Origin of the sequence: Yoonia maritima (assembly GCF_002933395.1) — a bacterium.
In the GTDB taxonomy this organism is placed as follows: Bacteria; Pseudomonadota; Alphaproteobacteria; order Rhodobacterales; family Rhodobacteraceae; genus Yoonia; species Yoonia maritima_A.
Genome location: NZ_PKFN01000007.1, coordinates 293,814 through 317,178, shown reverse-complemented (window position 1 = coordinate 317,178; position 23,365 = coordinate 293,814). Strand labels below are relative to the sequence as shown.

Annotated in this window: 22 protein-coding genes; 13 read left to right on the top strand and 9 right to left on the bottom strand. The window is 53.5% G+C overall.

The window, feature by feature from the left end; translation table 11 throughout:
• The first annotated feature begins 163 nt into the window (after positions 1-163).
• From CYQ09_RS02950 to CYQ09_RS02930, 5 genes are all read left to right on the top strand, one after another.
• Positions 164-1,168 (top strand): ABC transporter ATP-binding protein, encoded by a 1,005-nt coding sequence (locus CYQ09_RS02950; RefSeq protein WP_106743954.1) that lies wholly within the window; start codon positions 164-166, stop codon positions 1,166-1,168.
• Complete coding sequence (locus tag CYQ09_RS02945) at positions 1,161-2,168, top strand: ABC transporter ATP-binding protein (RefSeq protein ID WP_106743953.1); 1,008 nt, start codon at positions 1,161-1,163, stop codon at positions 2,166-2,168. Before CYQ09_RS02950 ends, CYQ09_RS02945 begins: the two co-directional genes overlap by 8 nt.
• A 48-nt stretch (positions 2,169-2,216) precedes the next feature.
• A complete protein-coding gene (locus CYQ09_RS02940) occupies positions 2,217-3,947 on the top strand; it encodes a peptide ABC transporter substrate-binding protein (RefSeq protein ID WP_106743952.1) in 1,731 nt (576 codons plus the stop codon).
• A gap of 103 nt (positions 3,948-4,050) precedes the next feature.
• A complete protein-coding gene (locus CYQ09_RS02935; RefSeq protein ID WP_106744552.1) occupies positions 4,051-5,058 on the top strand; it encodes an ABC transporter permease in 1,008 nt (335 codons plus the stop codon).
• Positions 5,051-5,995 carry an ABC transporter permease gene (locus tag CYQ09_RS02930; protein ID WP_204353893.1) on the top strand — a complete coding sequence of 315 codons (945 nt, stop codon included), beginning with the start codon at positions 5,051-5,053 and terminating at the stop codon, positions 5,993-5,995. The genes CYQ09_RS02935 and CYQ09_RS02930 overlap by 8 nt, the downstream gene beginning before the upstream one ends.
• A 2-nt stretch (positions 5,996-5,997) precedes the next feature.
• Here CYQ09_RS02930 and CYQ09_RS02925 read toward each other — a convergent pair whose 3' ends face one another.
• The 5 genes from CYQ09_RS02925 to CYQ09_RS02905 all read right to left on the bottom strand — a co-directional run bounded on the left by CYQ09_RS02925 (position 5,998) and on the right by CYQ09_RS02905 (position 11,376).
• A complete protein-coding gene (locus tag CYQ09_RS02925) occupies positions 5,998-6,372 on the bottom strand; it encodes a carboxymuconolactone decarboxylase family protein (protein WP_106743950.1) in 375 nt (124 codons plus the stop codon).
• A 13-nt stretch (positions 6,373-6,385) separates the two neighbouring features.
• Entirely contained in the window at positions 6,386-6,742 is a 357-nt protein-coding gene (locus CYQ09_RS02920) for a MerR family transcriptional regulator (RefSeq protein ID WP_106743949.1), read from the bottom strand.
• 73 nt (positions 6,743-6,815) lie between these two features.
• Positions 6,816-7,874, bottom strand: a complete 1,059-nt coding sequence (locus tag CYQ09_RS02915; RefSeq protein WP_106743948.1) for a phospholipase D-like domain-containing protein — start codon at positions 7,872-7,874, stop codon at positions 6,816-6,818.
• Positions 7,875-8,359: 485 nt separating this feature from the next.
• A complete protein-coding gene (locus CYQ09_RS02910) occupies positions 8,360-9,787 on the bottom strand; it encodes an NAD(P)(+) transhydrogenase (Re/Si-specific) subunit beta (RefSeq protein ID WP_106743947.1) in 1,428 nt (475 codons plus the stop codon).
• Positions 9,788-9,801: 14 nt separating this feature from the next.
• The gene (locus CYQ09_RS02905; protein WP_106744551.1) at positions 9,802-11,376 is read right to left on the bottom strand and encodes a Re/Si-specific NAD(P)(+) transhydrogenase subunit alpha; all 1,575 of its coding nucleotides are present in this window, start codon (positions 11,374-11,376) and stop codon (positions 9,802-9,804) included.
• 342 nt (positions 11,377-11,718) lie between these two features.
• On the opposite strand from CYQ09_RS02905, the gene CYQ09_RS02900 reads away from it, so the two are divergent.
• The 3 genes from CYQ09_RS02900 to kynU are packed head-to-tail and all read left to right on the top strand — an operon-like array spanning position 11,719 to position 14,034.
• Positions 11,719-12,483: an SDR family NAD(P)-dependent oxidoreductase gene (locus CYQ09_RS02900; protein WP_106743946.1), complete on the top strand. Its 765-nt coding sequence runs from the start codon at positions 11,719-11,721 to the stop codon at positions 12,481-12,483.
• Between the two features lie 13 nt (positions 12,484-12,496).
• The gene (locus CYQ09_RS02895; protein ID WP_106743945.1) at positions 12,497-12,844 is read left to right on the top strand and encodes a DUF1304 domain-containing protein; all 348 of its coding nucleotides are present in this window, start codon (positions 12,497-12,499) and stop codon (positions 12,842-12,844) included.
• Positions 12,841-14,034, top strand: coding sequence for a kynureninase (gene kynU / locus CYQ09_RS02890; protein WP_106743944.1), 1,194 nt, complete (start codon positions 12,841-12,843; stop codon positions 14,032-14,034). Before CYQ09_RS02895 ends, kynU begins: the two co-directional genes overlap by 4 nt.
• On the opposite strand, the gene CYQ09_RS02885 is transcribed toward kynU, so the two are convergent.
• On the bottom strand, positions 14,031-14,921 hold the full coding sequence (locus CYQ09_RS02885; protein WP_106743943.1) for a YihY/virulence factor BrkB family protein: 891 nt from the start codon (positions 14,919-14,921) through the stop codon (positions 14,031-14,033). The genes kynU and CYQ09_RS02885 overlap by 4 nt on opposite strands.
• Positions 14,922-15,085: 164 nt before the next feature.
• On the opposite strand from CYQ09_RS02885, the gene CYQ09_RS02880 reads away from it, so the two are divergent.
• Positions 15,086-15,733: a sugar transporter gene (locus tag CYQ09_RS02880; protein WP_106743942.1), complete on the top strand. Its 648-nt coding sequence runs from the start codon at positions 15,086-15,088 to the stop codon at positions 15,731-15,733.
• 8 nt (positions 15,734-15,741) lie between these two features.
• Positions 15,742-17,373 carry an alpha-D-glucose phosphate-specific phosphoglucomutase gene (locus tag CYQ09_RS02875; protein WP_106744550.1) on the top strand — a complete coding sequence of 544 codons (1,632 nt, stop codon included), beginning with the start codon at positions 15,742-15,744 and terminating at the stop codon, positions 17,371-17,373.
• On the opposite strand, the gene CYQ09_RS02870 is transcribed toward CYQ09_RS02875, so the two are convergent.
• Genes CYQ09_RS02870 through CYQ09_RS02860 form a run of 3 tightly spaced genes read right to left on the bottom strand, consistent with a single transcriptional unit; the run spans position 17,366 to position 19,922 of the window.
• Positions 17,366-18,682, bottom strand: coding sequence for a TRAP transporter large permease (locus CYQ09_RS02870; protein WP_106743941.1), 1,317 nt, complete (start codon positions 18,680-18,682; stop codon positions 17,366-17,368). The genes CYQ09_RS02875 and CYQ09_RS02870 overlap by 8 nt on opposite strands.
• A gap of 1 nt (position 18,683) precedes the next feature.
• Positions 18,684-19,217 carry a TRAP transporter small permease gene (locus CYQ09_RS02865; RefSeq protein WP_106743940.1) on the bottom strand — a complete coding sequence of 178 codons (534 nt, stop codon included), beginning with the start codon at positions 19,215-19,217 and terminating at the stop codon, positions 18,684-18,686.
• An 18-nt stretch (positions 19,218-19,235) separates the two neighbouring features.
• Complete coding sequence (locus tag CYQ09_RS02860; protein WP_106743939.1) at positions 19,236-19,922, bottom strand: fumarylacetoacetate hydrolase family protein; 687 nt, start codon at positions 19,920-19,922, stop codon at positions 19,236-19,238.
• A gap of 121 nt (positions 19,923-20,043) precedes the next feature.
• On the opposite strand from CYQ09_RS02860, the gene CYQ09_RS02855 reads away from it, so the two are divergent.
• From CYQ09_RS02855 to CYQ09_RS02845, 3 genes are read left to right on the top strand one after another with little or no spacing between them, the layout of a single operon-like run.
• The gene (locus CYQ09_RS02855) at positions 20,044-20,664 is read left to right on the top strand and encodes a paraquat-inducible protein A (protein WP_239495838.1); all 621 of its coding nucleotides are present in this window, start codon (positions 20,044-20,046) and stop codon (positions 20,662-20,664) included.
• An 8-nt stretch (positions 20,665-20,672) separates the two neighbouring features.
• Positions 20,673-21,278 (top strand): paraquat-inducible protein A, encoded by a 606-nt coding sequence (locus CYQ09_RS02850; protein WP_106743937.1) that lies wholly within the window; start codon positions 20,673-20,675, stop codon positions 21,276-21,278.
• Complete coding sequence (locus tag CYQ09_RS02845) at positions 21,271-23,364, top strand: intermembrane transport protein PqiB (protein WP_106743936.1); 2,094 nt, start codon at positions 21,271-21,273, stop codon at positions 23,362-23,364. The genes CYQ09_RS02850 and CYQ09_RS02845 overlap by 8 nt, the downstream gene beginning before the upstream one ends.
• The last annotated feature ends 1 nt before the right edge of the window (position 23,365 follow it).

Genomic DNA, 23,365 nt, shown 5'->3' with positions numbered 1-23,365 from the left:
TTTAAAGTGTCAGCAACTGCAGTCTTGCGTGGTTGTGCGGCAGGTGCAAACTTGAAACGTCTTGCGGCCCCTAAAATAAATGTTACCGTTTGGTAAAAATCCACAATGCCTAAAAAACAGTGGATGTGCTAATAATTAATCCGAACCACGTGGGAGGTTCTATATGCCCGATGGGGCTTTGCCAGTTCTGGATGTCCGGGACCTCAAAACTGTATTCAAAACTCGATCCGGCGAAGTACACGCCGTGAATGACGTAAGTTTCTCACTGCGTCCAGGCGAACTGCTGGGCGTTGTTGGCGAAAGTGGGTCGGGGAAATCTGTCACGATGATGTCGTTGCTGGGGCTCCTGCCCTCTCCGCCTGCGGATGTGCGCAACGGGTCCGTCATGTTTGACGACAAAGATCTGCTGAACGTCGATGCAGAAACACTGCGCAAGGTGCGTGGCGGCAAGATTGGATTTGTCTTTCAAGACCCGATGACCTCGCTTAACCCTGTGTTTACTGTTGGCGTCCAAATCATGGAACCGCTGCGCAAGCATATGGGCATGTCAAAGAAACAGGCCGCTGCGCGCTCGCAAGAACTGCTAGAGCTTGTTGGCATTCCAGACGCCAAGCGACGCTTGGGCGATTATCCGCACCAGTTTTCAGGCGGAATGCGTCAGCGCGTGATGATCGCGATTGCGCTCGCCTGTGATCCGCAAGTATTGATCGCTGACGAACCAACCACCGCGCTGGACGTGACCATTCAGGCCCAAATTCTTGAACTCATGAAAGAACTGCGGACCAAACTGGGCATGGCCGTTATCTGGATCACCCATGATCTAGGTGTAATTGCAGGGATCGCCGACCGCGTGATGGTCATGTACGGCGGTCAAGTGGTTGAACATGCCCCAGTGGCGAACCTGTTTAATGATCCTCAGCACCCCTACACACGTGCGTTGCTAAAAACGATCCCCACGATCCATGGCGAACGCGCGGCCCGGCTAACGGTCATCGAAGGTCAACCACCGATTATGACTGCGCCCCCCGCATCCTGCCCATTCCGTGATCGTTGCGATGTCGCATTTGATCGTTGCGAAAATGAAAACCCGCAACGCTATGATTTAGGTGCCGGTCACGACGCCGCTTGTTTCTATAACGCCCGTACCGGAGCACCCCGCGATGCTTGATTCCCCTCAAACGCCACTGGTCAGCGTGCGCGATCTAAAAATGCACTTTCCTATTCACGCCGGACTTTTGCGACGACGTGTCGGCGAAGTCAAAGCCGTCGATGGTGTCAGCTTTGACGTGATGGAGGGCGAGACGCTGGGTTTGGTTGGTGAATCTGGCTGCGGTAAATCCACATGTGGTCGTGCGGTGTTGCGCCTTTACGATATTACTTCGGGTGAAATCACGATTGACGGCGCAGAGATCGGCGATACCTCACAAAGCAAGCTGCGCAAGATGCGCCCAACCATGCAGATGGTATTCCAAGACCCGCAAGCATCTTTGAACCCACGCATGACCGTTGAGGCGATCATCAAAGAACCATTAGACGAGCACACCAAGCTTTCCGAATCTGAAAAGCGTGAAAAGGTAGGTGAACTGATGGATGCCGTTGGCCTGAACCGCCAGTTTGCCAAACGATATCCACAGGCGTTTTCAGGTGGCCAGCGTCAACGTATTGGGATTGCCCGTGCACTTGCACTGAACCCTAAATTTATCGTCTGTGATGAACCGATTGCCGCGCTGGACGTATCTATTCAGGCGCAGGTCGTGAACCTACTTGAGGACTTGCAAGAACAGCTTGGCTTGACCTACCTGTTCATCAGCCATGATCTATCAATGGTGCGCCATATCGCGACGCGCGTTGCGGTAATGTATCTTGGAAAAATCGTCGAACTTGCCCCCCGAGAAGAGCTATACGCAGAACCGCTGCATCCTTACACTAGGGCGCTGCTATCGGCTGTACCCGAACCGGACCCCAGCCTCGCGACGAGCAACGAACGTATCGTTTTGCAAGGCGATGTACCGTCGCCCGCGAATCCACCGGAGGGCTGTAATTTTTGTACCCGCTGCCCATCCGTGATGGACATTTGCAAAACAGTTGAACCCGAATACTTTGAGGTCGCGCCAGGCCGTTTCACGGCGTGCCACCTTTACCAAAATACAAACGACACTGCCGATTAAACGGCAGGTCCCGAGGTCAAACAAGAGCACCAACAAGGAGAAGATAAGATGAAACTCAAGACAGCTCTGCTGAGTGCTGTTGCGACAATCGCACTTGCGCCAATGGCATTTGCCGAAGCGCATGAAGGCGAACGCGGTCGTGACGGTCAGCTCAACATCATTTACTGGCAAGCGCCATCAATCCTGAACCCCTATCTTTCGGGCGGGACAAAGGACATCGAAGCATCTAGCCTGATCATCGAGCCCCTAGCGCGCTATGACCAAACTGGTGCGATGGTTCCGTATCTGGCAGAAGAGATCCCAACCGTAGGCAACGGCGGCGTCTCAGAAGACCTGACCACAATCACTTGGAAGCTCAAAGAAGGCTTGCTTTGGTCAGATGGTACACCCGTAACATCCGCAGATGTTGTTTTCACGGCACAATACTGCATGGATCCAGAAGGCGGTTGCGCCCAGTTGTCAAAATTTGATGGTGTGGAATCTGTTGAAGCGCTGGACGATCTGACTGTAAAAGTCACTTTTGGTGCAGCGCAGCCAAACCCATATCAGCCATTCATGGGCGGCCAATCCCCAATCATTCAAGCTGCACAATTCGCTGAATGCCTTGGCGCCAAGGCCCCGGAATGTACGGATGCGAACTTTGGCCCGATTGGTACTGGTCCATTCGTTGTGACTGATTTCCGTACAAATGACGTGATCGAACTTGTCGCAAACGACAACTACCGTGACCCTAGTAAACCCGCTTTTGCGACAGTGACCTTCAAGGGTGGTGGTGATGCGACTGCCGCTGGCCGTGCGGTTCTTGAAACCGGCGAATTTGACTATGCGTGGAACCTGCAACTGGCACCCGATGTCATCGCGTCCATGGCCGAAGCTGGCGTCGGTACACCTGTGTCAGCATTTGGTACATTGGTCGAACGTCTAGAAATGAACATGACTGACCCGTCTCCATCCTTGGAAGAAGGCGTTCGTGCAACAGCTGCAGCACCGCACCCATTCCTGAGCGACGAAGCAGTACGCCGCGCGCTATCCATGGCAATCGATCGCGACCTTCTGGTCGAAGTTGGCTATGGTCAGGCTGGTCGCCCGACATGTAACCTTGTTCCGGGCCCAGAAATCTATGCGTCGACTGAAAACACAGGTTGCTTGGTCCAAGACATCGAAGGTGCAAATGCGCTGCTTGACGACGCGGGTTGGGTCGACAGCAATGGCGACGGTATCCGTGACAAAGACGGCGTCGAACTGCGCATCCTTTACCAAACATCGACAAACGCCGTCCGTCAGGATTTCCAAGCGTTGATCAAAGAATGGTGGGGCGAAATCGGTGTTGAAACCGAACTGCGCAATATCGACTCCTCTGTCTTCTTTGGCGGTGACCCAGGTTCGCCTGATACATTCCAGCGGTTCTATGCAGACGTTGAAATGTACGCCAACAACTTTGATGGCACAGACCCGCAGGCCTACCTTGGCCAATACACTTGCGATAAGGCGCCAAAGCCGGAAAGCCAGTGGCAGGGTGAAAACATCAACCGCTTCTGCGATCCTGCCTATGACGCATTGGTCGCCGAACTGGGTGCGACAGCCGATCAGGCAGAACGTAGCCGTATCGCGATTGCGCTGAACGACATGTTGACCAAAGACACAATGACCATTGTGCCACTGGTTGATCGTGGTCGGGTATCGGCACACGCAAACAGCCTTGCAGGCGTTGTACTGAACACATGGGACAGTGAGCTGTGGAACGCAGCTGATTGGTACCGTGTCGGCGACAACCGTTAAGGCCACGTAGGGTGGGTTTTAACCCACCCCTGCTTCAAAACACTGCAGGGCGGACTTCTTTCGCCCTGCCTCTTCATCAAAGTTCTGACCAAAGGCGTTGCCAGTGCTGATCTATACTATTCGCAGGTTGCTCATCTCGATCCCGACGCTTTTGTTCATCGCTTTCGTGATCTTCATGTTACTTGAACTCGCTCCCGGCGATCCAATGGCGCAAATGCCTTTGACCATCCCGCCCGAAGTTAAAGAAAAGATGCGTCTCGCGCTTGGGCTTGGTGAACCGTGGTGGGTGCGCTTTCCACTTTGGCTAAAGCAATTCTTTGTCGTCGAACCACAGTACTGGATCGATAATGCCTTTGGGACCAACTTTGCCGATGGCGCGCAGCGGATCATTAGCTTTCAATCACGCAGTCCTGTATTCGAAATCATCGCAGAACGGATGCCGCAAACACTTTGGGTGGTTGGTATGTCCTATGTCGTCGGCGTGCTAATTGCGCTGCCGATTGGGATCATCAGTGCATATCGCCAGTATTCAGTCTTTGATCAGGCGGGTACGTTCGTGTCCATGATTGGCTTTTCTGTTCCGCCGTTCTTTTCAGGCGTATTGCTGATCGTTATTTTCTCGGTTCAACTCAAGTGGCTTCCGTCGATCTATGACACCACCCATGTGGTTAGCGACTGGGATAGCTTTGTGTTTCAACTGCGCCAGATGGTGATGCCCGTCATGGTTTTAGCCCTGCAAACAACGGCGCAAGTCAGCCGCTACATGCGTGCATCCATGCTTGATAACTTGACCCAAGACTACGTCCGTACGGCCCGTGCCAAAGGCATGACGGAAAGCGTTGTTGTTCTAAAACATGTGCTGCGTAACTCGATGATCCCCGTTGTTACTGTGATTGCGCTAGGTATCCCCGCGATCTTTGGCGGCGCCATTATTACCGAACAAATCTTTAAGGTGAACGGGCTTGGGCAGTTGTTGATTATCGCGCTGCAGGGCAACGACATCCCAATGGTGATGACCATTACATTCTTGCTGGCGGTGCTGATCGTCATGATGAACCTAATCGCCGATGTTCTATACGGCATTCTTGATCCGAGGATCCGCTATGACTGATGCACCCCTGAGCGCCGTCGAAAAGCCACGCAACCAATGGTGGGATGTCTGGGCCCAGTTTAGAACGCACAAAGGTGCTGTCGCCGGGTTATGCTTTCTGATTTTCATCACGTTGTTTGTCACGGTTGGTCCTATTCTATGGGATGTGGATCCTGGTAAGCTCAACATCCGCAATAAAAACGTGCGGCCGATCTACATGGGATTGTTTGGCAGCGATGTCAAAGTTGCGTGGGCGAACCCGATGGGCACCGATAATCTCGGCCGCGATATCATGGCAAACATCATGGCGGGTGGCCGCGTATCACTAGCCGTTGGTTGGACTGCTATGATATTAGCAGTGTTCCTTGGGACGTTGATCGGCGTTTTTGCCGGGTATTTCAAACGGCTCGATGGCCTGTTGATGCGCTTTACCGATCTTGTTCTTGCGCTGCCATTGCTACCGCTTTTACTGGTGATGATGCTTTTGTTCCGCGACCCGCTGCGCGCTACTTTTGGCCCCGAAAACGGGATCTTTATTTTGATCGTGACGGGCATTGGGATCACATCTTGGATGCAAACCGCGCGGATCGTCCGTGGTGATGTTATGGCTTTGAAAGAACGTGAATTTGTACTGGCAGCGCGATCTATCGGGACCCCTGCCCGCCGCATGATTACGCGCCACCTGCTGCCGAACGTGATGTCGCCTATCATGGTGTCGGCAACACTGGGTCTTGCCACCGCGATCATCACCGAAAGCGCACTGTCGTTCCTTGGGCTTGGGTTTCCGTCAGATTTCCCCACATGGGGGAAAATCCTGTTTGATAGCGTCGACCGGATGACAGCATTCCCTGAGCGCGTCATCTGGCCTGGCCTCGCGATTTCACTAACTGTGTTGGCCGTCAACTATATCGGCGACGGGCTGCGTGATGCTTTGGACCCACGTATTCGGGGTCAATAGAACTATTGCTCTGCTTGCACGTCAAGCAGAGCATTCAACCCGTTGATTGCCGCGGGCATGCCACCATAAACCGACATCTGCCAAATGACCTCGGCCAATTCTTTGTCGGTCACCCCGACTGCCAACGAATGCGCGATGTTAATCTTGAGCTGCGGACCAGTTTGACCACCCAACGCAGTTAACGCAGCCACGGTACAAAGTTGCCGGGTTTTCACATCCAAACCTTTGCGGACATAATGGCGTCCATATGCCCATTCAATCAGGCTTTCGGCCATATCAGGTACTAAGTGATCATAACGGTCTGAAAGCGTTTCTTCCAAACCCGGGTTCATCTTCGCGACATGCGCACGCCCTTTTTCTAATGCAGTTAACGTCATCTTAGTGTCCTTTCTATTTGGCTTCCATTTCGTGGTAGGCGGCGACTTTTCGATCCATGAGAGCCAAGGTATCCTGCATCAGCGCAAGCTTTTCCTTGATGGTTTCCCGATGTAATTCTAGCATTTCGCGCCGCTCGCTCAGGGTCGCATCCCCCTGCTGGCGCAAAGCGGCATAATGGATACGATCCGCCTGCTTCATTCCCGTGGCATTCAACTGTTCTAAGAACTTGATCCACCCAAGCACGTCTTCGCCATAGACACGCCGCCCACCATCATTGCGCATCGGCGGTGCGATCAACCCAATTTTCTCGTAAAATCGCAAGGTATCGACCGTCAGACCGCTTTGCTTCGCGACATCTCCAATCAGCATGATTTATCCACCTTTGTGTTTGATTCGTCTCAGCCTACAAGCTGGAGTACGCTCCAGCTCAAGCATAAAATCGTCAAACAGGGATCGGCTCTGACTGCTGCGTGATGATGCGCTCAATTTCGGTGCGTGCATATGCGCCAAGCTCTTGTTGTGCATCGCGGTCTGCGCCATCTGGTAAATCGAGATCCCCCAGCACAATAATATTTTCGTCATTCACTAAATTCGCAGGGCCTGTGTAGTTATAGCTACCGACAATCGTCAGCCCATCATCCATAACCATCAGCTTGTGGTGGATTTTGCGCACACCAGTCCCGGTTCGATTTTGATGCAAGGTCACACCTCCGTCGGTCAACGTCCGCTTCGAGGCCCATTTCTGATTAGCTTGACGTCGGTCCAACACGCCATTCACCGCCACCCCCTTCTGCCGCGCATTTACCAGTGCATCATCAATCCCAGAAGACTGCGCAAATGTGAAAACCGCAAAATCGATCCGCTCAGCCGCTTTAATCATCTGCTTAATGAACTCCATTTCTGGCATGTGATCCGGCGCAAAAAGAGGTTTTATGCGAATACCGCCCACGATATGCCCTTCAAGCGGTTTACGTGGCATCAATAGGCTACGCGCCCCGAATGTTCCCTGCCGAAGTTGCCGAAATTCGCGACCATATTCGCGCGCGACCTCGACGTCATGGATCACGCAAACATGGTTCAGGTTTTTAGTAACGCCCGTTGTTGTGAAATTGGTCGACCCCGTCAGCACCGAAGCCCGGTCTCGGATCATAAACTTTTGATGGAAAATAGCTGGGTTATAATCCGCTTTGGCGTCCACACCTGCGCGCAAAATACGCATAAGCAGTTCGCGGTTCACCTCTTGCGTACCAAGGCTGTCAGGATCGGGCGCGTTTTTCTCGCGTAGGTAGTCCTGCTCCATAATCGCACGCACGCGTACGCCACGTCGCGAGGCGGCAATCAAGGCGTTCGCGATTGGACGATGGTCAAGCTCTTGCACACAGACGAGTAGTTCATTCTGGGCGGCACCGATGAATTCAATAATCGGTGCCTCAAGGCTATCTGGCCCACCCACAGTATCGGGGCCCATATAAAGGGTGATCGGGCCAACTGTGATGGGCATTGGGTGCCTCCATATCCGCGGCTGAAATTATAGGGTGCCCCGCGAAATGGGTTAACGGCAAGTAGAATAATTACGGGGCATCGCCTCGGCACACGAATACCGAAAAATACGTTGGGAACCCAACAAGAGCACGTCGTTATTTGATTGCCTGATAATTGAGAGCTTCAGCCAGTCAAAGTCTGGACAGTCGATGCGCCAATTCTAAGCTTCGAAAGCCTGAGTAACATTCATATCCAAATCCAGTTGAGACCAGTCGCGCCCAAAAGAATCCAAAGGGCGCATGTCATTTGTTAAAATCTCAAAGCTTGGAGGTGCAGCTAGGCCATTGCGAAATGAACCAGTAATGACAACGGAGCTTCCCAGCAATGCTGAAACACGCTCCCAGCACCGGTCACAGTGGGATCGAACCAGTCATTCGCAAAAACGAAAAGGCCCCGCCAACTCAATGGCGAGGCCTGCGTAGGGTGGATTTTAATCCATCTCACTTAATCGATTTTTGGCAACAGCTCGTCCAAAGACTTCTTCGCATCGCCATAGAACATCCGCGTATTGTCTTTAAAGAACAGCGGGTTTTCGATACCGGAATAGCCGGTACCTTGACCACGTTTGGATACAAACACCTGTTTCGCTTTCCAGCATTCTAGAACAGGCATCCCAGCGATTGGGCTGTTTGGATCGTCCTGCGCCGCAGGGTTCACGATGTCATTGGACCCGATCACGATGGCGACGTCCGTATCAGGGAAGTCTTCGTTGATTTCGTCCATTTCCATCACGATGTCATACGGCACCTTAGCTTCGGCCAGCAGCACGTTCATATGGCCCGGCAGACGCCCCGCAACAGGGTGAATGGCGAAACGCACGTTCTTGCCCTTGGCACGTAGCTTGCGCACCAGTTCAGACACGCTTTGCTGCGCCTGCGCCACCGCCATACCGTAACCCGGAATGATGATGATGCTGTCAGCTTCGTTCAGCGCAGTTGCAACACCGTCTGCATCGATCGCAACCTGCTCGCCTTCGACTTCCATCTGCGGCCCAGCAGTACCGCCGAAGCCACCAAGGATCACGGAAACAAAGCTGCGGTTCATCGCCTTACACATAATGTACGACAGGATCGCACCAGACGAACCAACCAGCGCGCCCACCACGATCAACAGATCGTTGCCAAGGCTGAAACCAATCGCAGCAGCTGCCCAGCCAGAGTAGCTGTTCAACATGGAAACCACGACAGGCATATCTGCGCCACCAATGCCCATGATTAGATGATAACCGATGAACAGCGCCATCAGCGTCATCACGAACAGCGGCAGGAACCCACCAGTGTTGAAGTACCAGATCAGCGCGATCAAAGAGATCGCAGCCGCAGCCGCATTCAACAAGTGACCGCCCGGCAGTTTCGTCGCGGCAGAGTTCACTTTGCCAGCCAGCTTGCCATAAGCAATGACCGAACCTGTGAACGTGACCGCACCGATAAAGATGCCGAGGAACAGTTCAACGCGCAGGATATTGATCTCAACCGCTGATTTATGCGCGATCAGGTCAGCAAAGGTACCCAAATCATCACCGTAAATGCCGCTCAGAACATTTCCGATTTCAAAGTGGGCGATAAAGCCAACAAAGACCGCCGCCAGACCAACAAGGCTGTGCATCGCTGCGACCAGCTCTGGCATCTGGGTCATCTGAACTTTAGTCGCCAGCATGTAACCGATGGCACCACCGCCGGCGATAAGAACCAGCGACAAGAACCAAAGCCCAGAGCCTGGTCCAATGAGTGTTGCGACAACCGCAAGCGCCATGCCTGCAATGCCATACCATACAGCGCGTTTTGCGCTTTCTTGCCCCGAAAGCCCCCCAAGCGAGAGGATAAAGAGGACTGCTGCGACCACATAGGCCGCTGTTGTAAATCCGAAATCCATTTGTCCCTACTCCCTTAAGACTTTTGGAACATGGCAAGCATGCGCCGTGTCACGAGGAAACCACCAAAGATGTTGATGCCTGTCATAAAGACCGACAGTGCCGCCAGAACGATCACAAGGGCTGACCCTGATCCGATCTGCATAAGAGCACCAAGAATGATGATTGATGAAATCGCGTTCGTCACCGCCATCAGCGGTGTATGAAGCGAGTGCGAGACATTCCAAATCACTTGGAAGCCGACGAAGACCGACAATACAAACACGATAAAGTGCTGCATAAAGCTGGCCGGAGCAACAAGCCCAACGCCCAACAACAATGCTGCGCCAACGGCAAGCAGTGTCACTTGGTTCTTGGTTTGCGCCTTAAAGTCTGCGACTTCTTTGGCACGTTTTTCTTCGGCGGTCAGTTCCTTTGGCGCTTCCTTTTTAGGGGCTGCCGCAATCGCCGCGATCTTTGGTTTGGGTGGCGGGAACGTCACTTCACCTTTGTGGGTGACTGTTGCGCCGCGGATCACATCGTCTTCCATGTTGTGGTTTGGCACGCCGTCTTTTTCGGGTGTCAGATCCGTCATCATGTGGCGAATGTTCGTCGCATAAAGCGTCGAAGACTGCGCCGCCATCCGGCTAGGGAAATCAGTGTAACCGATGATGGTCACGCCGTTTTCTGTGACAATCTTTTCGTCTTTCACGGTCAGCTTACAGTTACCGCCACGTTCGGCCGCGAGGTCAATAATGACCGAACCCGGCTTCATGCTTTCGACCATGTCTTTGGTCCATAGCTCTGGCGCGTCGCGGCCCGGGATCAGGGCCGTTGTGATAACGATGTCCATTTCTGGCGCGATTTCGCGGAACTTGGCCAATTGGGCCGCCGCAAATTCAGGGCTGGAAACAGCGGCATAACCACCTGTCGCGGAACCGTCTTGCTGTTCTTCTTCAAAGTCGAGGAATACAAATTCAGCGCCCATCGATTCAACTTGTTCGGCCACTTCCGGGCGCACGTCAAAAGCGTAGGTGATCGCACCAAGACTAGTTGACGTACCAATCGCAGCCAGACCTGCAACGCCTGCCCCAACGACCAACACCTTTGCGGGCGGAACTTTACCTGCCGCGGTGATCTGCCCGGTAAAGAAACGTCCAAAGTTGTTACCAGCCTCGATCACGGCGCGGTAACCCGCGATATTTGCCATCGACGATAGCGCGTCCATCTTTTGGGCGCGACTAATGCGTGGCACCATGTCCATCGCGATAACGCTTGCACCTTTTTTATTGGCGGCGTCCATCAGCTCAGTGTTTTGCGCTGGATAGAAGAACGAAATCAGCGTCTGACCATCGCGCAAACGCTTTACTTCGGTGTCTGACGGCGGGCGAACTTTTGCTACGATATCAGCTGTCTTAAACAGCGCAGCACCCGTTTTTACGACCTCAACGCCAACATCAGCATAGGCTTGGTCCGAAAAACCAGCAGCCGTGCCAGCGCCGGTTTCGATCAAGCATTCATAGCCCAGCTTTTGTAAATCTTTCGCCGAGGCCGGGGTCATCGCGACCCTATTCTCGCCTTCAAACGTCTCTTTTGGTGTGCCGATTTTCACAGACAATCCCCCATTAATCAGTCAGCAATCCGCGATTTGTTATATGGCAGACTAGCATATTACAACTCCCAAACCCCTGTTTTCCTTATGTCATACGCTAACAGCCTTAATCGGCGGGCCCTACATCGACCAAACCGCGCCAGATCCATGCGAAATTTTCGGCATGGTTTCACCGTGACACGCACAATAAAACATCCCTCACACTGAACTACAATCAGTCTTCTACATAAACGTAGCGAAACGGTGACATCGGAATAAACGCGGCGTAGGCCCTGATGCGCTCGTTTTCGCTTGTCCATGGTTCGTCGAAAGATACCATAACGGCAATTGGAGGATGCACCGATGGAACATCAGGGAAAACACGCGCTTGTAACAGGCGGGGGGACTGGGATTGGGGCCGCAATCGCGATAGCCTTGGCAGGTGCTGGCGCAGAGGTCACAATTACAGGCCGCCGTTTGGAAACACTTGTGCAATTGGCTCAAAATCATCCGCGCCTCCATCCATTAAAAATGGATGTATCTCACGAAACCTCAGTCCGCGACGGTATCGCGCAGGCAGCCATAGCGCGCGGCCCAATTCAGATCTGCGTTGCAAATGCGGGTATTGCGACAGCCGGGTCATTTGCGAAAACCAGCTTGTCGGATTGGCGCACGATGATGGCCACAAATTTAGACGGTGTATTCTTAACGCTACAAGCTGCGTTAGCGACGCTGCCAGATACGATGTCAGGCCGCATGATTGGTGTCAGTTCAATCGCTGGCGTACGTGGATTGAAAAACGGGGTTCCTTACACGGCCAGCAAGCATGGGGTCATCGGCCTGATCCATGGACTTTCTGAGGAATACATGGGCCGCCCCATCACGTTCAACGCGCTTTGCCCCGGCTATGTGGAAACCGATATCGTGCGCAATCAGATCACCGGCATGCAAACCCGCTTTGGTATGACCGAAGATGATGCAACCGCGCGGATGGCCGCGGGCAACCGTCACAACAAACTGCTGGGTGTCGATGAAATTGCATCAGCCGCGCTGTGGCTTTGCAGCGATGGGGCGCGCAGCGTGAATGGTCAAACGATAGAAATCGCGGGCGGTCAAACCTGCCCTTAATAAGGAAAAGCAAATGCTTTCAACAATTCTCGCGCTGATCGTTGCTGCGATCCATGTTTACATCACTGTTCTAGAAATGCTGTTTTGGGACAAACCGCGTGGACGCCGCGTGTTTGGCACGACCGAAGATTTCGCCACGCAGACCAAATCGCTTGCGCTGAACCAAGGTTTGTACAACGGGTTTCTGGCAGCCGGGATTGTCGTTGGGCTGCTGTTAGGGAACGCCCAACTGGTCGCGTTCATCGTAATTTGTGTGCTTATTGCTGGGGGTGTTGGTTACCTTAGCGGCATCAAGTCTGCGCTATATGTCCAAACTATTCCGGCAGCCCTTACTCTAATCGCTATGTTGGTGGGCCTATGACCGATTTTAGCGCGACCAAAGCACAATTCGATCTGCCCGACGGTATGATCTATCTCGACGGTAACTCGCTGGGGCCATTACCGACTGCTGCTAAAACTAAGATCGCCCAGACTGTGAGCGACGAATGGGGGCAGATGCTGATCACTGGCTGGAACAAGGCCGGATGGATGGCGCAACCCACCAAGTTAGGTGATCGTATCGGTCGGCTGATTGGCGCAGCGACAGGACATGTGGTGCTCGGCGATACGTTGTCGATTAAGGTTTACCAAGCGCTTGCCGCAGCAATAGATTTAGTTCCAAACCGCAAAGTCATTCTGACTGACAGCGGTAACTTTCCGTCTGATATCTACATGGCTGAAGGGTTAATAAAGGCGCTTGGCCGTGGTCATGAGCTCAGGGTTGTGGCACCAGAAGAGGTTGAGCAAGCGATCACTGACGAAGTCGCAGTTTTAATGTTAACGCAGGTCGATTATCGCACCGGCCGTCTGCACGATATGCCCCAATTGACGGCTAAGGCGCATTCAGTCGGGGCTGTTGCAGTCTGGGATTTGGCGCATTCGGCAGGCGCACTACCCGTCGACGTAACCGGTGGCAATGCCGATTTTGCTGTTGGCTGTAGCTATAAATATCTCAACGGTGGCCCGGGGGCACCGGCGTTTATTTATGTCGCACCGCAACATGTTGAAAACTGTCAACCTGCTCTGTCGGGGTGGCTAGGGCACGAAGCCCCATTCGCCTTTGACCTCGATTATCGTCCCGGCACTGGGATCGAACGGATGCGTGTCGGCACGCCTCCGGTCATCCAAATGGCCGCACTTAGTGCAGCACTAGATATCTGGGACACAGTGGATATGGGTGACCTACGTGCCGCCTCGATCGAACTGAGCGAACGTTTCATCAAAGGGATTGAGGCCACCTGCCCCATGCTAACCCTTGCAAGCCCGCGCGACGCTGAACAGCGCGGCAGTCAGGTGTCGTTCGCGTTTGATCAAGGCTATGCTGCCATGCAGGCCTGTATTGCCCGTGGCGTTGTCGGTGACTTTCGTGCGCCAGACATCATGCGGTTCGGGTTTACACCACTGTTCATAGACATCGCTGACGTTGACAGGGCCATCAGTATTATAGCCGACGTCATGCAAAATAAACTGTGGAATAGCCCTGCATATCAGGCCCGTTCAGCGGTTACCTAGCTTTCGTCCAAAAATGACGTGTCGCCGCCGGATGGCGGCACATCATACCCATGAACTTCGACATTAAGAGCCGCGCCAAGTAGGATCAAATATGCTGTCACATACAGCCACAACAACAGACCGATCACAGCGCCAATAGACCCGTAGACTTCGTTATAGCTTGTGAAATTGGTCAGGTAGTACGACAGCGCAATTGATACGACGACCCAAAGAATGATCACCGTAAAAGCACCCACGGTCATCCAGCGCCCACGCGGACCAATACGCGCCGGGCCAAAGCGATACAGCAAGCTCAACCCCAGCATCAACACCCCAAGCGCAATCAACCAACGCGCCCCTTCCACGATCCAGACAGTTGACGCAGCAACAGGTACGAAGGCTAGAACGATCGGCAAAATGACAACAGCGGTCAACGCAACAATCGCAAGCGATACCAATGCGATTGTCAGCGCAAATGCGATTAACATCTGTAAAATACCATTACGCTGACGCTGCCCAGCAATCGCATTTAAGCCACCGATCAACCCCCCGACACCCGCTCGGCACGACCAAAGCGCAACGGAAATGGATACCACGGTCGCCCAACCAAGTTTTTCAGGTGGAGCAAGAACCAAACGGTTTATCTGTGACAACAAAAGCCGATAAGCATCAGGCGGGATGATTTCATCCATCAAAACCAGCTGCTCAGAAATCACGACGGGGTCCGCCAACAACCCAAAGATAGCGATTACCGCAGCTATGCCTGGAAATATCCCGAATATGCCAAAGAATGCCACACCAGCAGCAATCAGACCAAGATGCTTTTCTCCGGCAGTTTGCCAAACGGCATAAAGGATATGCCAGACGCGCTTTAACTTGGAAATCACTTTAGCACCTGTTGCTGCCATCACCCTTTGCGTCAACCTAGGGCAAGGTCCCATGGATTGCCACGTTTCCCGCTTAACAATCGGCAATCATCGGCACATAAATAAGAAACCTGTCGCCAGTGCTTGGAACTATCGATAGGCTCAACGTAAAACATGGGCAAAGCCCGAGCACAGGCCATAGATCATTGGATAACCTAACACTTCACATCAACACACTGGCTGAAAACCTTTTGCAAAAAGGTGATGCCAGACAGCTGGTCGCAATCACCGGCGCACCGGCTTGTGGCAAAACAACGCTCGCAGCCGAAGTCGCGCGCCGCCTGAATGCGCAGCGCCGCAAAGCGGTTGTCGTACCAATGGATGGTTTCCACCTTGATAACACCGTTCTAGAGGAAAAAGGGTTGGTTCAACGCAAAGGCGCGCCTGAAACCTTTGATGCTGATGGTTTTATTCGCCTTGTCCGCGCGCTTAAACTGGGCAACGACGTATATGCCCCCAAATTTGATCGCACCCGCGACATTTCGATTGCAGGCGCGGTCACAGTTCCTGCAGATGCGCAGTTTATCATCGTCGAAGGCAATTACCTTATGTTCGATGAGGCACCTTGGCGCGATCTTGCACCGCTTTGGGACGTGACTGTCCGGCTCGAGGTTCCGATGCCTGAATTGCGGGCGCGGCTTATCCACCGCTGGTTAAGCCTCAGTTATTCGAGCGCTGTCGCAACCCGACGCGCCGAAGGTAACGACATTCCGAATGCGCAACGCGTGATCGACCATGCATTACCGTGCGCTTTTACATTTGATGGGCAACCACAGCCCGACCCAACAACATAGGCTTGATTATGACAGCACAGATTATTGCAACCCAGCCAATTGAAGGACAAAAAGCAGGAACATCCGGGTTGCGCAAGCAGACCCGTGCCTTCATGGCCCCCCATTTTCTTGAAAACTACGTTCAATCAATCTTAAACGGCATTGATGGTGCGTCTGGCAAAACCTTTGTTGTTGGTGGCGACGGCCGGTATTTCAATGACCGCGCTATTCAAGTCATCTTGCGAATGGCTGCAGCAAACGGCGCGACACATGTCATCGTGGGCCAAAACGGCATCCTTTCCACTCCGGCCGCGTCGCATCTGATCCGCAAACTGAAAACTGATGGTGGGTTTATCCTATCGGCAAGCCACAACCCCGGCGGCATCGACGCGGATTTTGGGCTTAAGTTCAACATGGCCAACGGCGGCCCTGCCACCGAGGCCGTGACCCAAGCAATTTTTGAACAGACAACGACGCTTACAGAGTACAGCATCCTTGACGCCCACGACATCGACCTTGCAAAAATTGGCGAGACCACACTTGGCGAAATGAAAGTGTCGGTGATCGACTCCGTAGCCGACTACGCCGCCATGATGAGCGAGCTATTCGATTTTGACGCAATTCGTGCGCTGTTTGCAGGTGAATTTCGCATGGCCTTTGACGCGATGCATGCCGTGACAGGACCCTACGCGACCGCGATCCTTGAAGGGACGCTTGGTGCGCCTAAGGGAACCGTGCTGAATGGTGTTCCCTCGCCCGACTTTGGTGGTGGCCACCCCGACCCAAACCCAATTTGGGCCCATCAATTGATGGACTTTATGACTGGGCACGACGCACCCGACTTTGGTGCGGCCAGCGATGGCGATGGCGACCGCAATATGATTGTGGGTCGCGGAGCCTATGTCACCCCTTCCGACAGCCTTGCGCTGATTGCGGCGCATGCGCATCTTGCGCCCGGATACAAATCGGGGCTTTCCGGCGTCGCGCGGTCCATGCCGACCTCTGGTGCCGTTGACCGGGTTGCCAAGGCAAAGGGCATCCCGTGTTTTGAAACCCCGACCGGATGGAAATTCTTTGGCACGTTGCTCGACGCAGGCAAAGCAAACCTATGCGGCGAAGAAAGCGCTGGTACCGGCTCTGACCATATTCGTGAAAAAGACGGGCTTTGGGCTGTTTTAATGTGGCTGAACATTATTGCGGCCAGCGGGCATTCTGTCGCTGTTCTGATGGACAATCACTGGACGACCTACGGGCGCAACTATTATTCCCGCCACGATTACGAGGCTGTCGATAGCGACGCAGCCAACGGTCTGATGGATCACTTGCGCAGCCAACTTGGTAGCCTGCCCGGCCATCACGTTGCGGGGCTTACGGTGACCGAGGCCGACGAATTCGTATATCGTGATCCGGTTGATGATAGCTACACCAGCGGTCAGGGCATTCGCGTAATGTTTTCGGGTGGTTCGCGCGTTGTGTTTCGCCTGTCTGGCACAGGTACCCAAGGTGCAACAATCCGTGTCTATCTTGAACGGGTCGAGACATCGCCAAACCAGCTGCACCTGACGCCGGAAGAAGCGCTTGCCGATGTCATCGCCGCTGCCGAGGAACTGGCTCAGATCAAGACACGCACCGGACGCGACGCGCCCGACGTGATCACCTGATCCAGACCAGCGTAATCGCGGGGAAAAGCAACAGTATTGCGACCCGCGCGATGTCAGACGCGACAAAGAACATCACGGCGCGATAGGTCGCCGTGATGGGCGTTTCTTTATCCATGCTATTAATAATAAACAGGTTCATGCCCACAGGCGGCGTGATCAACCCAACCTCGACCACGATCAAAACGATGATGCCGAACCAGATTGCGAGTTCCTCGGTTGTCATGCCGAAATCAAGTGAACTGATAACTGGCCATAGGATCGGCACCGTCAACAGGATCATTGAAAGGCTGTCCATCAAGCAACCCAAGATCAGATAAAACACCAAGATCAGGATCATTACGGCCCATGGGCTAAAGCCTTGGCTTGTCACCCAGCCAGACAATTCTTGTGGCACATGGGACAACGCAAGAAACCCGTTATAAAACGCAGCACCTAAGACAATGAAAAAGATCATCCCAGTGCCTGTCGCCGTCTCAAGAATACTACCGCGCAGAACCTTCCAGTTCAGGCTACCCGAAAGTAAGGCGATCAGCCCTGTGCCTGCGGCGCCAACAGCGGCCCCTTCTGTTGGAGTGAACCAACCTTGATAGATGCCCCCTACAACTAGACCGAAAACCAGCAGCACAGGCCAAACCGCGATCAATGCCTTGAACCGTTCGCCAAATGGCATACTTGGGTGTGTTCCGGCCTCATCCGCGTGAAAGCGAACATAAATCGCAATGGTCAGCATGTAGCCAAGCGCGGCTAAGATACCGGGGATTATCGCGGCGGCAAAAAGCTTTGCGATGTTTTGATCCGTCAGCATCGCATAGATCACAAGGATCACGGACGGTGGGATCAAGATACCTAATGTTCCGCCCGCTGCAAGTGTCGCCGTCGAAAACCCACCGGAATAACCGTATTTGCGCAGCTCTGGCAGGGCGACCTTGCTCATGGTGGCGGCAGTGGCCAACGACGACCCGCAAATCGCGCCAAAGCCAGCACAGGCTCCAACAGCGGCCATTGCCATGCCACCCTTGCGGTGGCCCAGCCAGCTTTGCGCCGCACGGAACAATGCTTGCGACATGCCAGAGAGCGTGGCGAACTGACCCATCAATAGAAACATCGGGATGATCGACAGGTTATAGTTTGAAAACGTCGAATAGACCTCTGACTTGAGGCGCGCCATGAACACCGTCGTGCCGTCTGTCGCAAAATATAACCCACCGATCCCGCAGATCAGCATCGCCAAACCAATCGGCGCACGCGCAAAGATAAGTAAAAGCAAAACCGGGAACGACAAATACCCAAGGGCAAGATCACTGAGCATCCTATTCTTTCCCCATGCTCTGCATTGCCGCACAATACAGGCTGATCGCGCAGGCAACCAATGCTGCCCCAAAGCAGGCCGCATAGGCCCACCACACGGGAAATTGGATCAGATAAGTCGTATCACCATATCTGTGTTTATCTTGAAGCGCCTCAAACAACCGCCATGTGATCAGCAAGACGATCACTGCCATCACGATGCTCCAGAATGTATCAATCCGATGCCGGGTCTTCGCGCTAAGGCCGCCGGTAAAGATATCAACACGCGCATGGGCGCCAGATAGTTGTGTGATCGGCAAAAATGCAAAGATCGCAAAGGCAGTGCCTGCCTCAACCAGTTCAAAATCACCCAAGATTGGGCCAAGCCCGATGCCAAGTAGCCAAGCGCCCAAAACACCCAGATATCCGGTGTTGGCGAGGTCAGCAGCCTCGCGCCCAGCGACACTGATACAGACGGCCAAGATGACTAGACATAGAACAAGTCCACCAAGAAGCGCCATTAAGCGCGCAATTGTTTGAATAATAAAGTGTAGCAATATCTGATCCCTAGCAACCTAGGTTATTGTGGTTTCGACCGGTGCAAGATCGCCAATAGTGCCGCGCAGAACATCGCCTGGGGTCACGACGCCAACACCTGCCGGCGTGCCAGTCATGATCAAATCACCAGGCTGCAAGTTATAAAGGGTTGATAGATCTGCGATAATTTCGGGAACAGACCACACCATGTCGGCCAGCGTTGCCTCTTGGCGCGTGTCGCCGTTGACCGTTAACTGAATGACTTGGTCTTTGAGTGACCCAAATTCGGCCGCAACTGTGATCGGCGCAATAATCGCGGCATTCTCAAAATCCTTACCGGTGTCCCACGGGCGACGTTTGTCTTTGGCAGCGGCTTGCAAGTCACGGCGCGTCATATCCAGCCCGCAGGCATAGCCAAACACCACATCCATCGCGTCATCGACCGAGATATTCTGGGCAGAAGAACCAATCGCGATCACCAGCTCCATTTCATGATGCAAATCATTCGTGCGCGGCGGGTACGGCATGTCGTTGCCAGACAACAGCAAAGCATGCGCGGATTTATTGAAGTAGAACGGTGCCTCACGATCAACAGCATGGCCCATCTCTGCGGCATGGGCTGCATAATTGCGCCCGACACAGAAAATACGATGCACCGGAAAACCGCTATGATCCGTGATTGGAATGATAGGCGTTGCGGCGGGGGCAAAAACAGTCTGAGCCATCTTGAGATTTCTCGCTTTGTTGTGTTGTCCGGACAGGGGACCTACCCTATCTATTAACAACGCGATAACTTCGCGGTCACCGGGGGGCAAGTCCCCATTGTAGATCAGGACATCGCTTACTTTGCCGCAGACATTGCCACCTTTGGACGATCTGGTCGCATGCCATCAGTGTGACACGCTGCATGTCGCGCAGGATTTGCCTGAAAATGCGCGCGCTTATTGTCAGCGTTGCGGCACGATCCTGATGACATCACAACCGGCGGCAATGGCGCGTATTCTTAGCCTCGCTTTGACGGCTTTCATCATGATGATCGCCGCCGTTAGTTTTCCCTTTTTAACACTTGACGCCCAAGGGTTACACAACGCGACCTCGGTATTAGATGCGGTGCTTGCCTTTAATAAAGGCTTTGCCATTCCGCTGGCTGTGGCTGTCGCGTTCTTTATCGTGGTCATTCCGCTGATCCGGCTTGGCGCACTGATTTACGCACTGGGGCCATTGGTACGCGAACAACGCCCCCGCGCTGGGGCCAAACGCGCGTTTGGCCTTGCGGAACGTTTGCGCCCATGGAGCATGGCAGAAATTTTCATTGTTGGCGTGACAGTTGCGCTTGTGAAAGTTGCGGGTTTAGCCGCCGTCACTGTGGGCCCCGCATTTTGGGCGTTTGCTGGGGTTGTGATTATCACCGTCCTAAAAGATCAAATGATTTGTAGGTATTCGATTTGGGAAGCTCTGGAACAGTAACCGGACTAATGTCAGCCCGTGAGGCTGGATTGGTCGCTTGTCAGCGGTGCGGTCAAGTGCATGCACAGGGTGTGCGCTATTGTAAACGGTGCGATGGCTCACTGCAAAGCCGTGATACGGAAAGCCTCCAAAAAGTATGGGCGTGGCTGATCGCCGGCATGATCGCATATATCCCGGCAAATCTTTATCCCATGCTTTTAACAAACACTTTGGTGGAACATACAGAAAGCACGATCGTCGGCGGTGTTGTGGACCTGATGCACCATGGGTCATGGGGAATTGCGATCATCGTTTTTGTGGCATCCGTGATGATCCCAATCGGAAAGTTCATCGCGGTGATTTATCTCGCGCTCAGTGTTCAGCGCAGATCAAACAGTCAACAACACGAACGCCACAAAGCATATGAGCTGGTCGAATTTATTGGGCGCTGGTCAATGATTGATGTGTTTGTCGTTGCAATCCTTTCTGCCCTCGTGCAACTCGATACAATCGCAACGATAAACCCTGGTATCGCGGCCGTTAGCTTTGCTTTATCAGTGATTTTTACGATGATATCAGCACAGAGCTTTGACTCTCGGCTGATATGGGACGCCGATAGGACGCAGGATGAGTGAAACGAATTCGACAGGACCCGCACCAATGGATGTGCGCCCGGTAAAGCAACGCATATGGCGTCGGCTGTCTTTGGTCTGGATTGTTCCGATCTTTGCGCTGGCGGTATCGCTTTTTGCGGCATGGCAAAACTATGCAGATCGCGGCACGCTGATTACGATCAGCTTTGAAAATGCCGCAGGGATCGCCGCCGGTGAAACCCTGATTAAATACCGCGATGTCACCGTCGGTGAAGTGGAAAAAGTAGAATTTGCCCCCGGTCTTGGCGATGTGTTGGTGCATGCGCGTGTGGACAAAACAGTCGCCCCTTACCTTGATGACGATGCCCAGTTTTGGGTCGTCCGACCTGACGTATCAGTACGCGGCATTACTGGTCTCGATACCGTGTTGTCTGGCGTCTACATTCAAGGCAACTGGGACACAGAGGCAGACGTCGCCCAAGAGGAATTCTTTGGCCTTGAGGCGCCAGTTCTGACTTTGGCGGGGCAACGCGGCACACGCGTTGTGCTACGCACGACTGAAGGAAGCACCGTATCGGCCGGCTCTCCTGTTTTGCACAAAGGGATTGAAGTCGGGTACCTGGAAAAACCAGAACTGAATTACGACGGGACCGAAGTTGTGGTTTCAGCCTTCATCGAAAGCCCCTATGATCGTCGGATCACCACAAGCACCCGGTTTTGGGACACATCTGGTTTTTCGGTCTCATTCGGCACGGGCGGTGTATCACTTGATGTGAATTCGCTCGCGTCATTGATTGAAGGTGGCGTTGCCTTTGACACAGTGGTGTCTGGCGGCGACCCGGTGGACGACGGCCATACGTTTTCAATTTTCTATGACGAACAAACCGCCCGTGACAGCCTGTTCACGGACCCGGACGCCGAAGTATTAAACGTTGCGGTGCTGTTTGAACAATCGGTAAGCGGCCTGACAACAGGGTCAGAGGTGCGTTTCCAAGGTATCCGCGTTGGTGAAGTCACCGAAATTAGCGCGATCGTTGTTGGTGAAGGCGACACAGCACAAGTCCGCCTACAGACGGTGTTGGCGATTGAACCCGCAAGGCTTGGGCTTCCCGAAGGCTCTACCACCGATGACGCAATTGCCTTGTTGTCAGATTTCGTCGCACGCGGCCTGCGGGCACGCATGGTAACAGGCAATATTTTATCCGGAACGTTGATGATCCAGCTTGTTGAAGTCGAAGACGCGCTGCCTGCGATCATGACTATTACCGAAGGCCCCTACCCAGTCATTCCAAGCACTGAATCACAAATTTCCGATGTCGCAGCCACTGCCGAAGGCGTCCTTGCGCGGATCAATGCGCTACCGGTCGAAGAACTGATGGACGGCGCAATTGATCTGATGGATAGCATCGAACGGCTAGCCAACGATGAAAACACGCGCATGGCACCTGAATCATTGGTCGCCTTACTGGACGAAGGCCGGGCGCTCATCGCAAACGACGACCTACAAAGCGTCCCCAAAGACCTGCGGGATGTCATTGCAGAGCTTGACGCGATTGTTAGCCGTGCGACCGATCTTGATCTTGTTGGCGACCTTGACGGCGCGATCACCAGCGCAAGTCAGGCGGCTGCCAACATCGAAGAAGCGACCCGCAACCTTCCCGAAATCACCGCCCAAATCGAAGCGCTGACAGCAAAAGCCAACGCGCTTGAGCTTAACGCATTGGTTGCCTCTGCCAATAGCACGCTTGATTCAATCGACGCGTTGATCGCGAGCGACGACACGATGGACCTACCCGGCGCTCTCAATGGGTCTTTGGAAGAAATGCGCCTGTTCCTTGCCGAAGTCCGCGAAGGTGGGGCGATCGAAAACGTCAACGCCGCACTGGCCTCTGCGAACGAAGCCGCCCAAGCAATCGAAGATGCGGTCGCAGGCCTGCCGGATCTATCCGCTCGCGCAAACAGCCTTGTGTCACAAACCGAAGCCGTCATTGCCAGCTATGGTGAGAGGTCCCGGTTTAGCGCGGAAACGCTGGCTACTATGCGCGATATTCAATCTGCTGCCGACGCGCTTACTTCGCTTGCACGGACAATCCAACGTAACCCTAGTTCACTGCTCACAGGACGTTAAT

Coding starts and splice junctions, on each gene's coding strand:
- CYQ09_RS02900 (WP_106743946.1), top strand. CDS start 11,719: ATGGAACATCAGGGAAAACACGCGCTTGTAACAGGCGGGGGGACTGGG.
- CYQ09_RS02915 (WP_106743948.1), bottom strand. CDS start 7,874: ATGCCCATCACAGTTGGCCCGATCACCCTTTATATGGGCCCCGATACT.
- CYQ09_RS02940 (WP_106743952.1), top strand. CDS start 2,217: ATGAAACTCAAGACAGCTCTGCTGAGTGCTGTTGCGACAATCGCACTT.
- CYQ09_RS02945 (WP_106743953.1), top strand. CDS start 1,161: ATGCTTGATTCCCCTCAAACGCCACTGGTCAGCGTGCGCGATCTAAAA.
- CYQ09_RS02845 (WP_106743936.1), top strand. CDS start 21,271: ATGAGTGAAACGAATTCGACAGGACCCGCACCAATGGATGTGCGCCCG.
- CYQ09_RS02950 (WP_106743954.1), top strand. CDS start 164: ATGCCCGATGGGGCTTTGCCAGTTCTGGATGTCCGGGACCTCAAAACT.
- CYQ09_RS02860 (WP_106743939.1), bottom strand. CDS start 19,922: ATGGCTCAGACTGTTTTTGCCCCCGCCGCAACGCCTATCATTCCAATC.
- CYQ09_RS02930 (WP_204353893.1), top strand. CDS start 5,051: ATGACTGATGCACCCCTGAGCGCCGTCGAAAAGCCACGCAACCAATGG.
- CYQ09_RS02885 (WP_106743943.1), bottom strand. CDS start 14,921: ATGGCAGCAACAGGTGCTAAAGTGATTTCCAAGTTAAAGCGCGTCTGG.
- CYQ09_RS02910 (WP_106743947.1), bottom strand. CDS start 9,787: ATGGATTTCGGATTTACAACAGCGGCCTATGTGGTCGCAGCAGTCCTC.
- CYQ09_RS02925 (WP_106743950.1), bottom strand. CDS start 6,372: ATGACGTTAACTGCATTAGAAAAAGGGCGTGCGCATGTCGCGAAGATG.
- CYQ09_RS02895 (WP_106743945.1), top strand. CDS start 12,497: ATGCTTTCAACAATTCTCGCGCTGATCGTTGCTGCGATCCATGTTTAC.
- CYQ09_RS02875 (WP_106744550.1), top strand. CDS start 15,742: ATGACAGCACAGATTATTGCAACCCAGCCAATTGAAGGACAAAAAGCA.
- CYQ09_RS02870 (WP_106743941.1), bottom strand. CDS start 18,682: ATGCTCAGTGATCTTGCCCTTGGGTATTTGTCGTTCCCGGTTTTGCTT.
- CYQ09_RS02850 (WP_106743937.1), top strand. CDS start 20,673: ATGTCAGCCCGTGAGGCTGGATTGGTCGCTTGTCAGCGGTGCGGTCAA.
- kynU (WP_106743944.1), top strand. CDS start 12,841: ATGACCGATTTTAGCGCGACCAAAGCACAATTCGATCTGCCCGACGGT.
- CYQ09_RS02920 (WP_106743949.1), bottom strand. CDS start 6,742: ATGCTGATTGGAGATGTCGCGAAGCAAAGCGGTCTGACGGTCGATACC.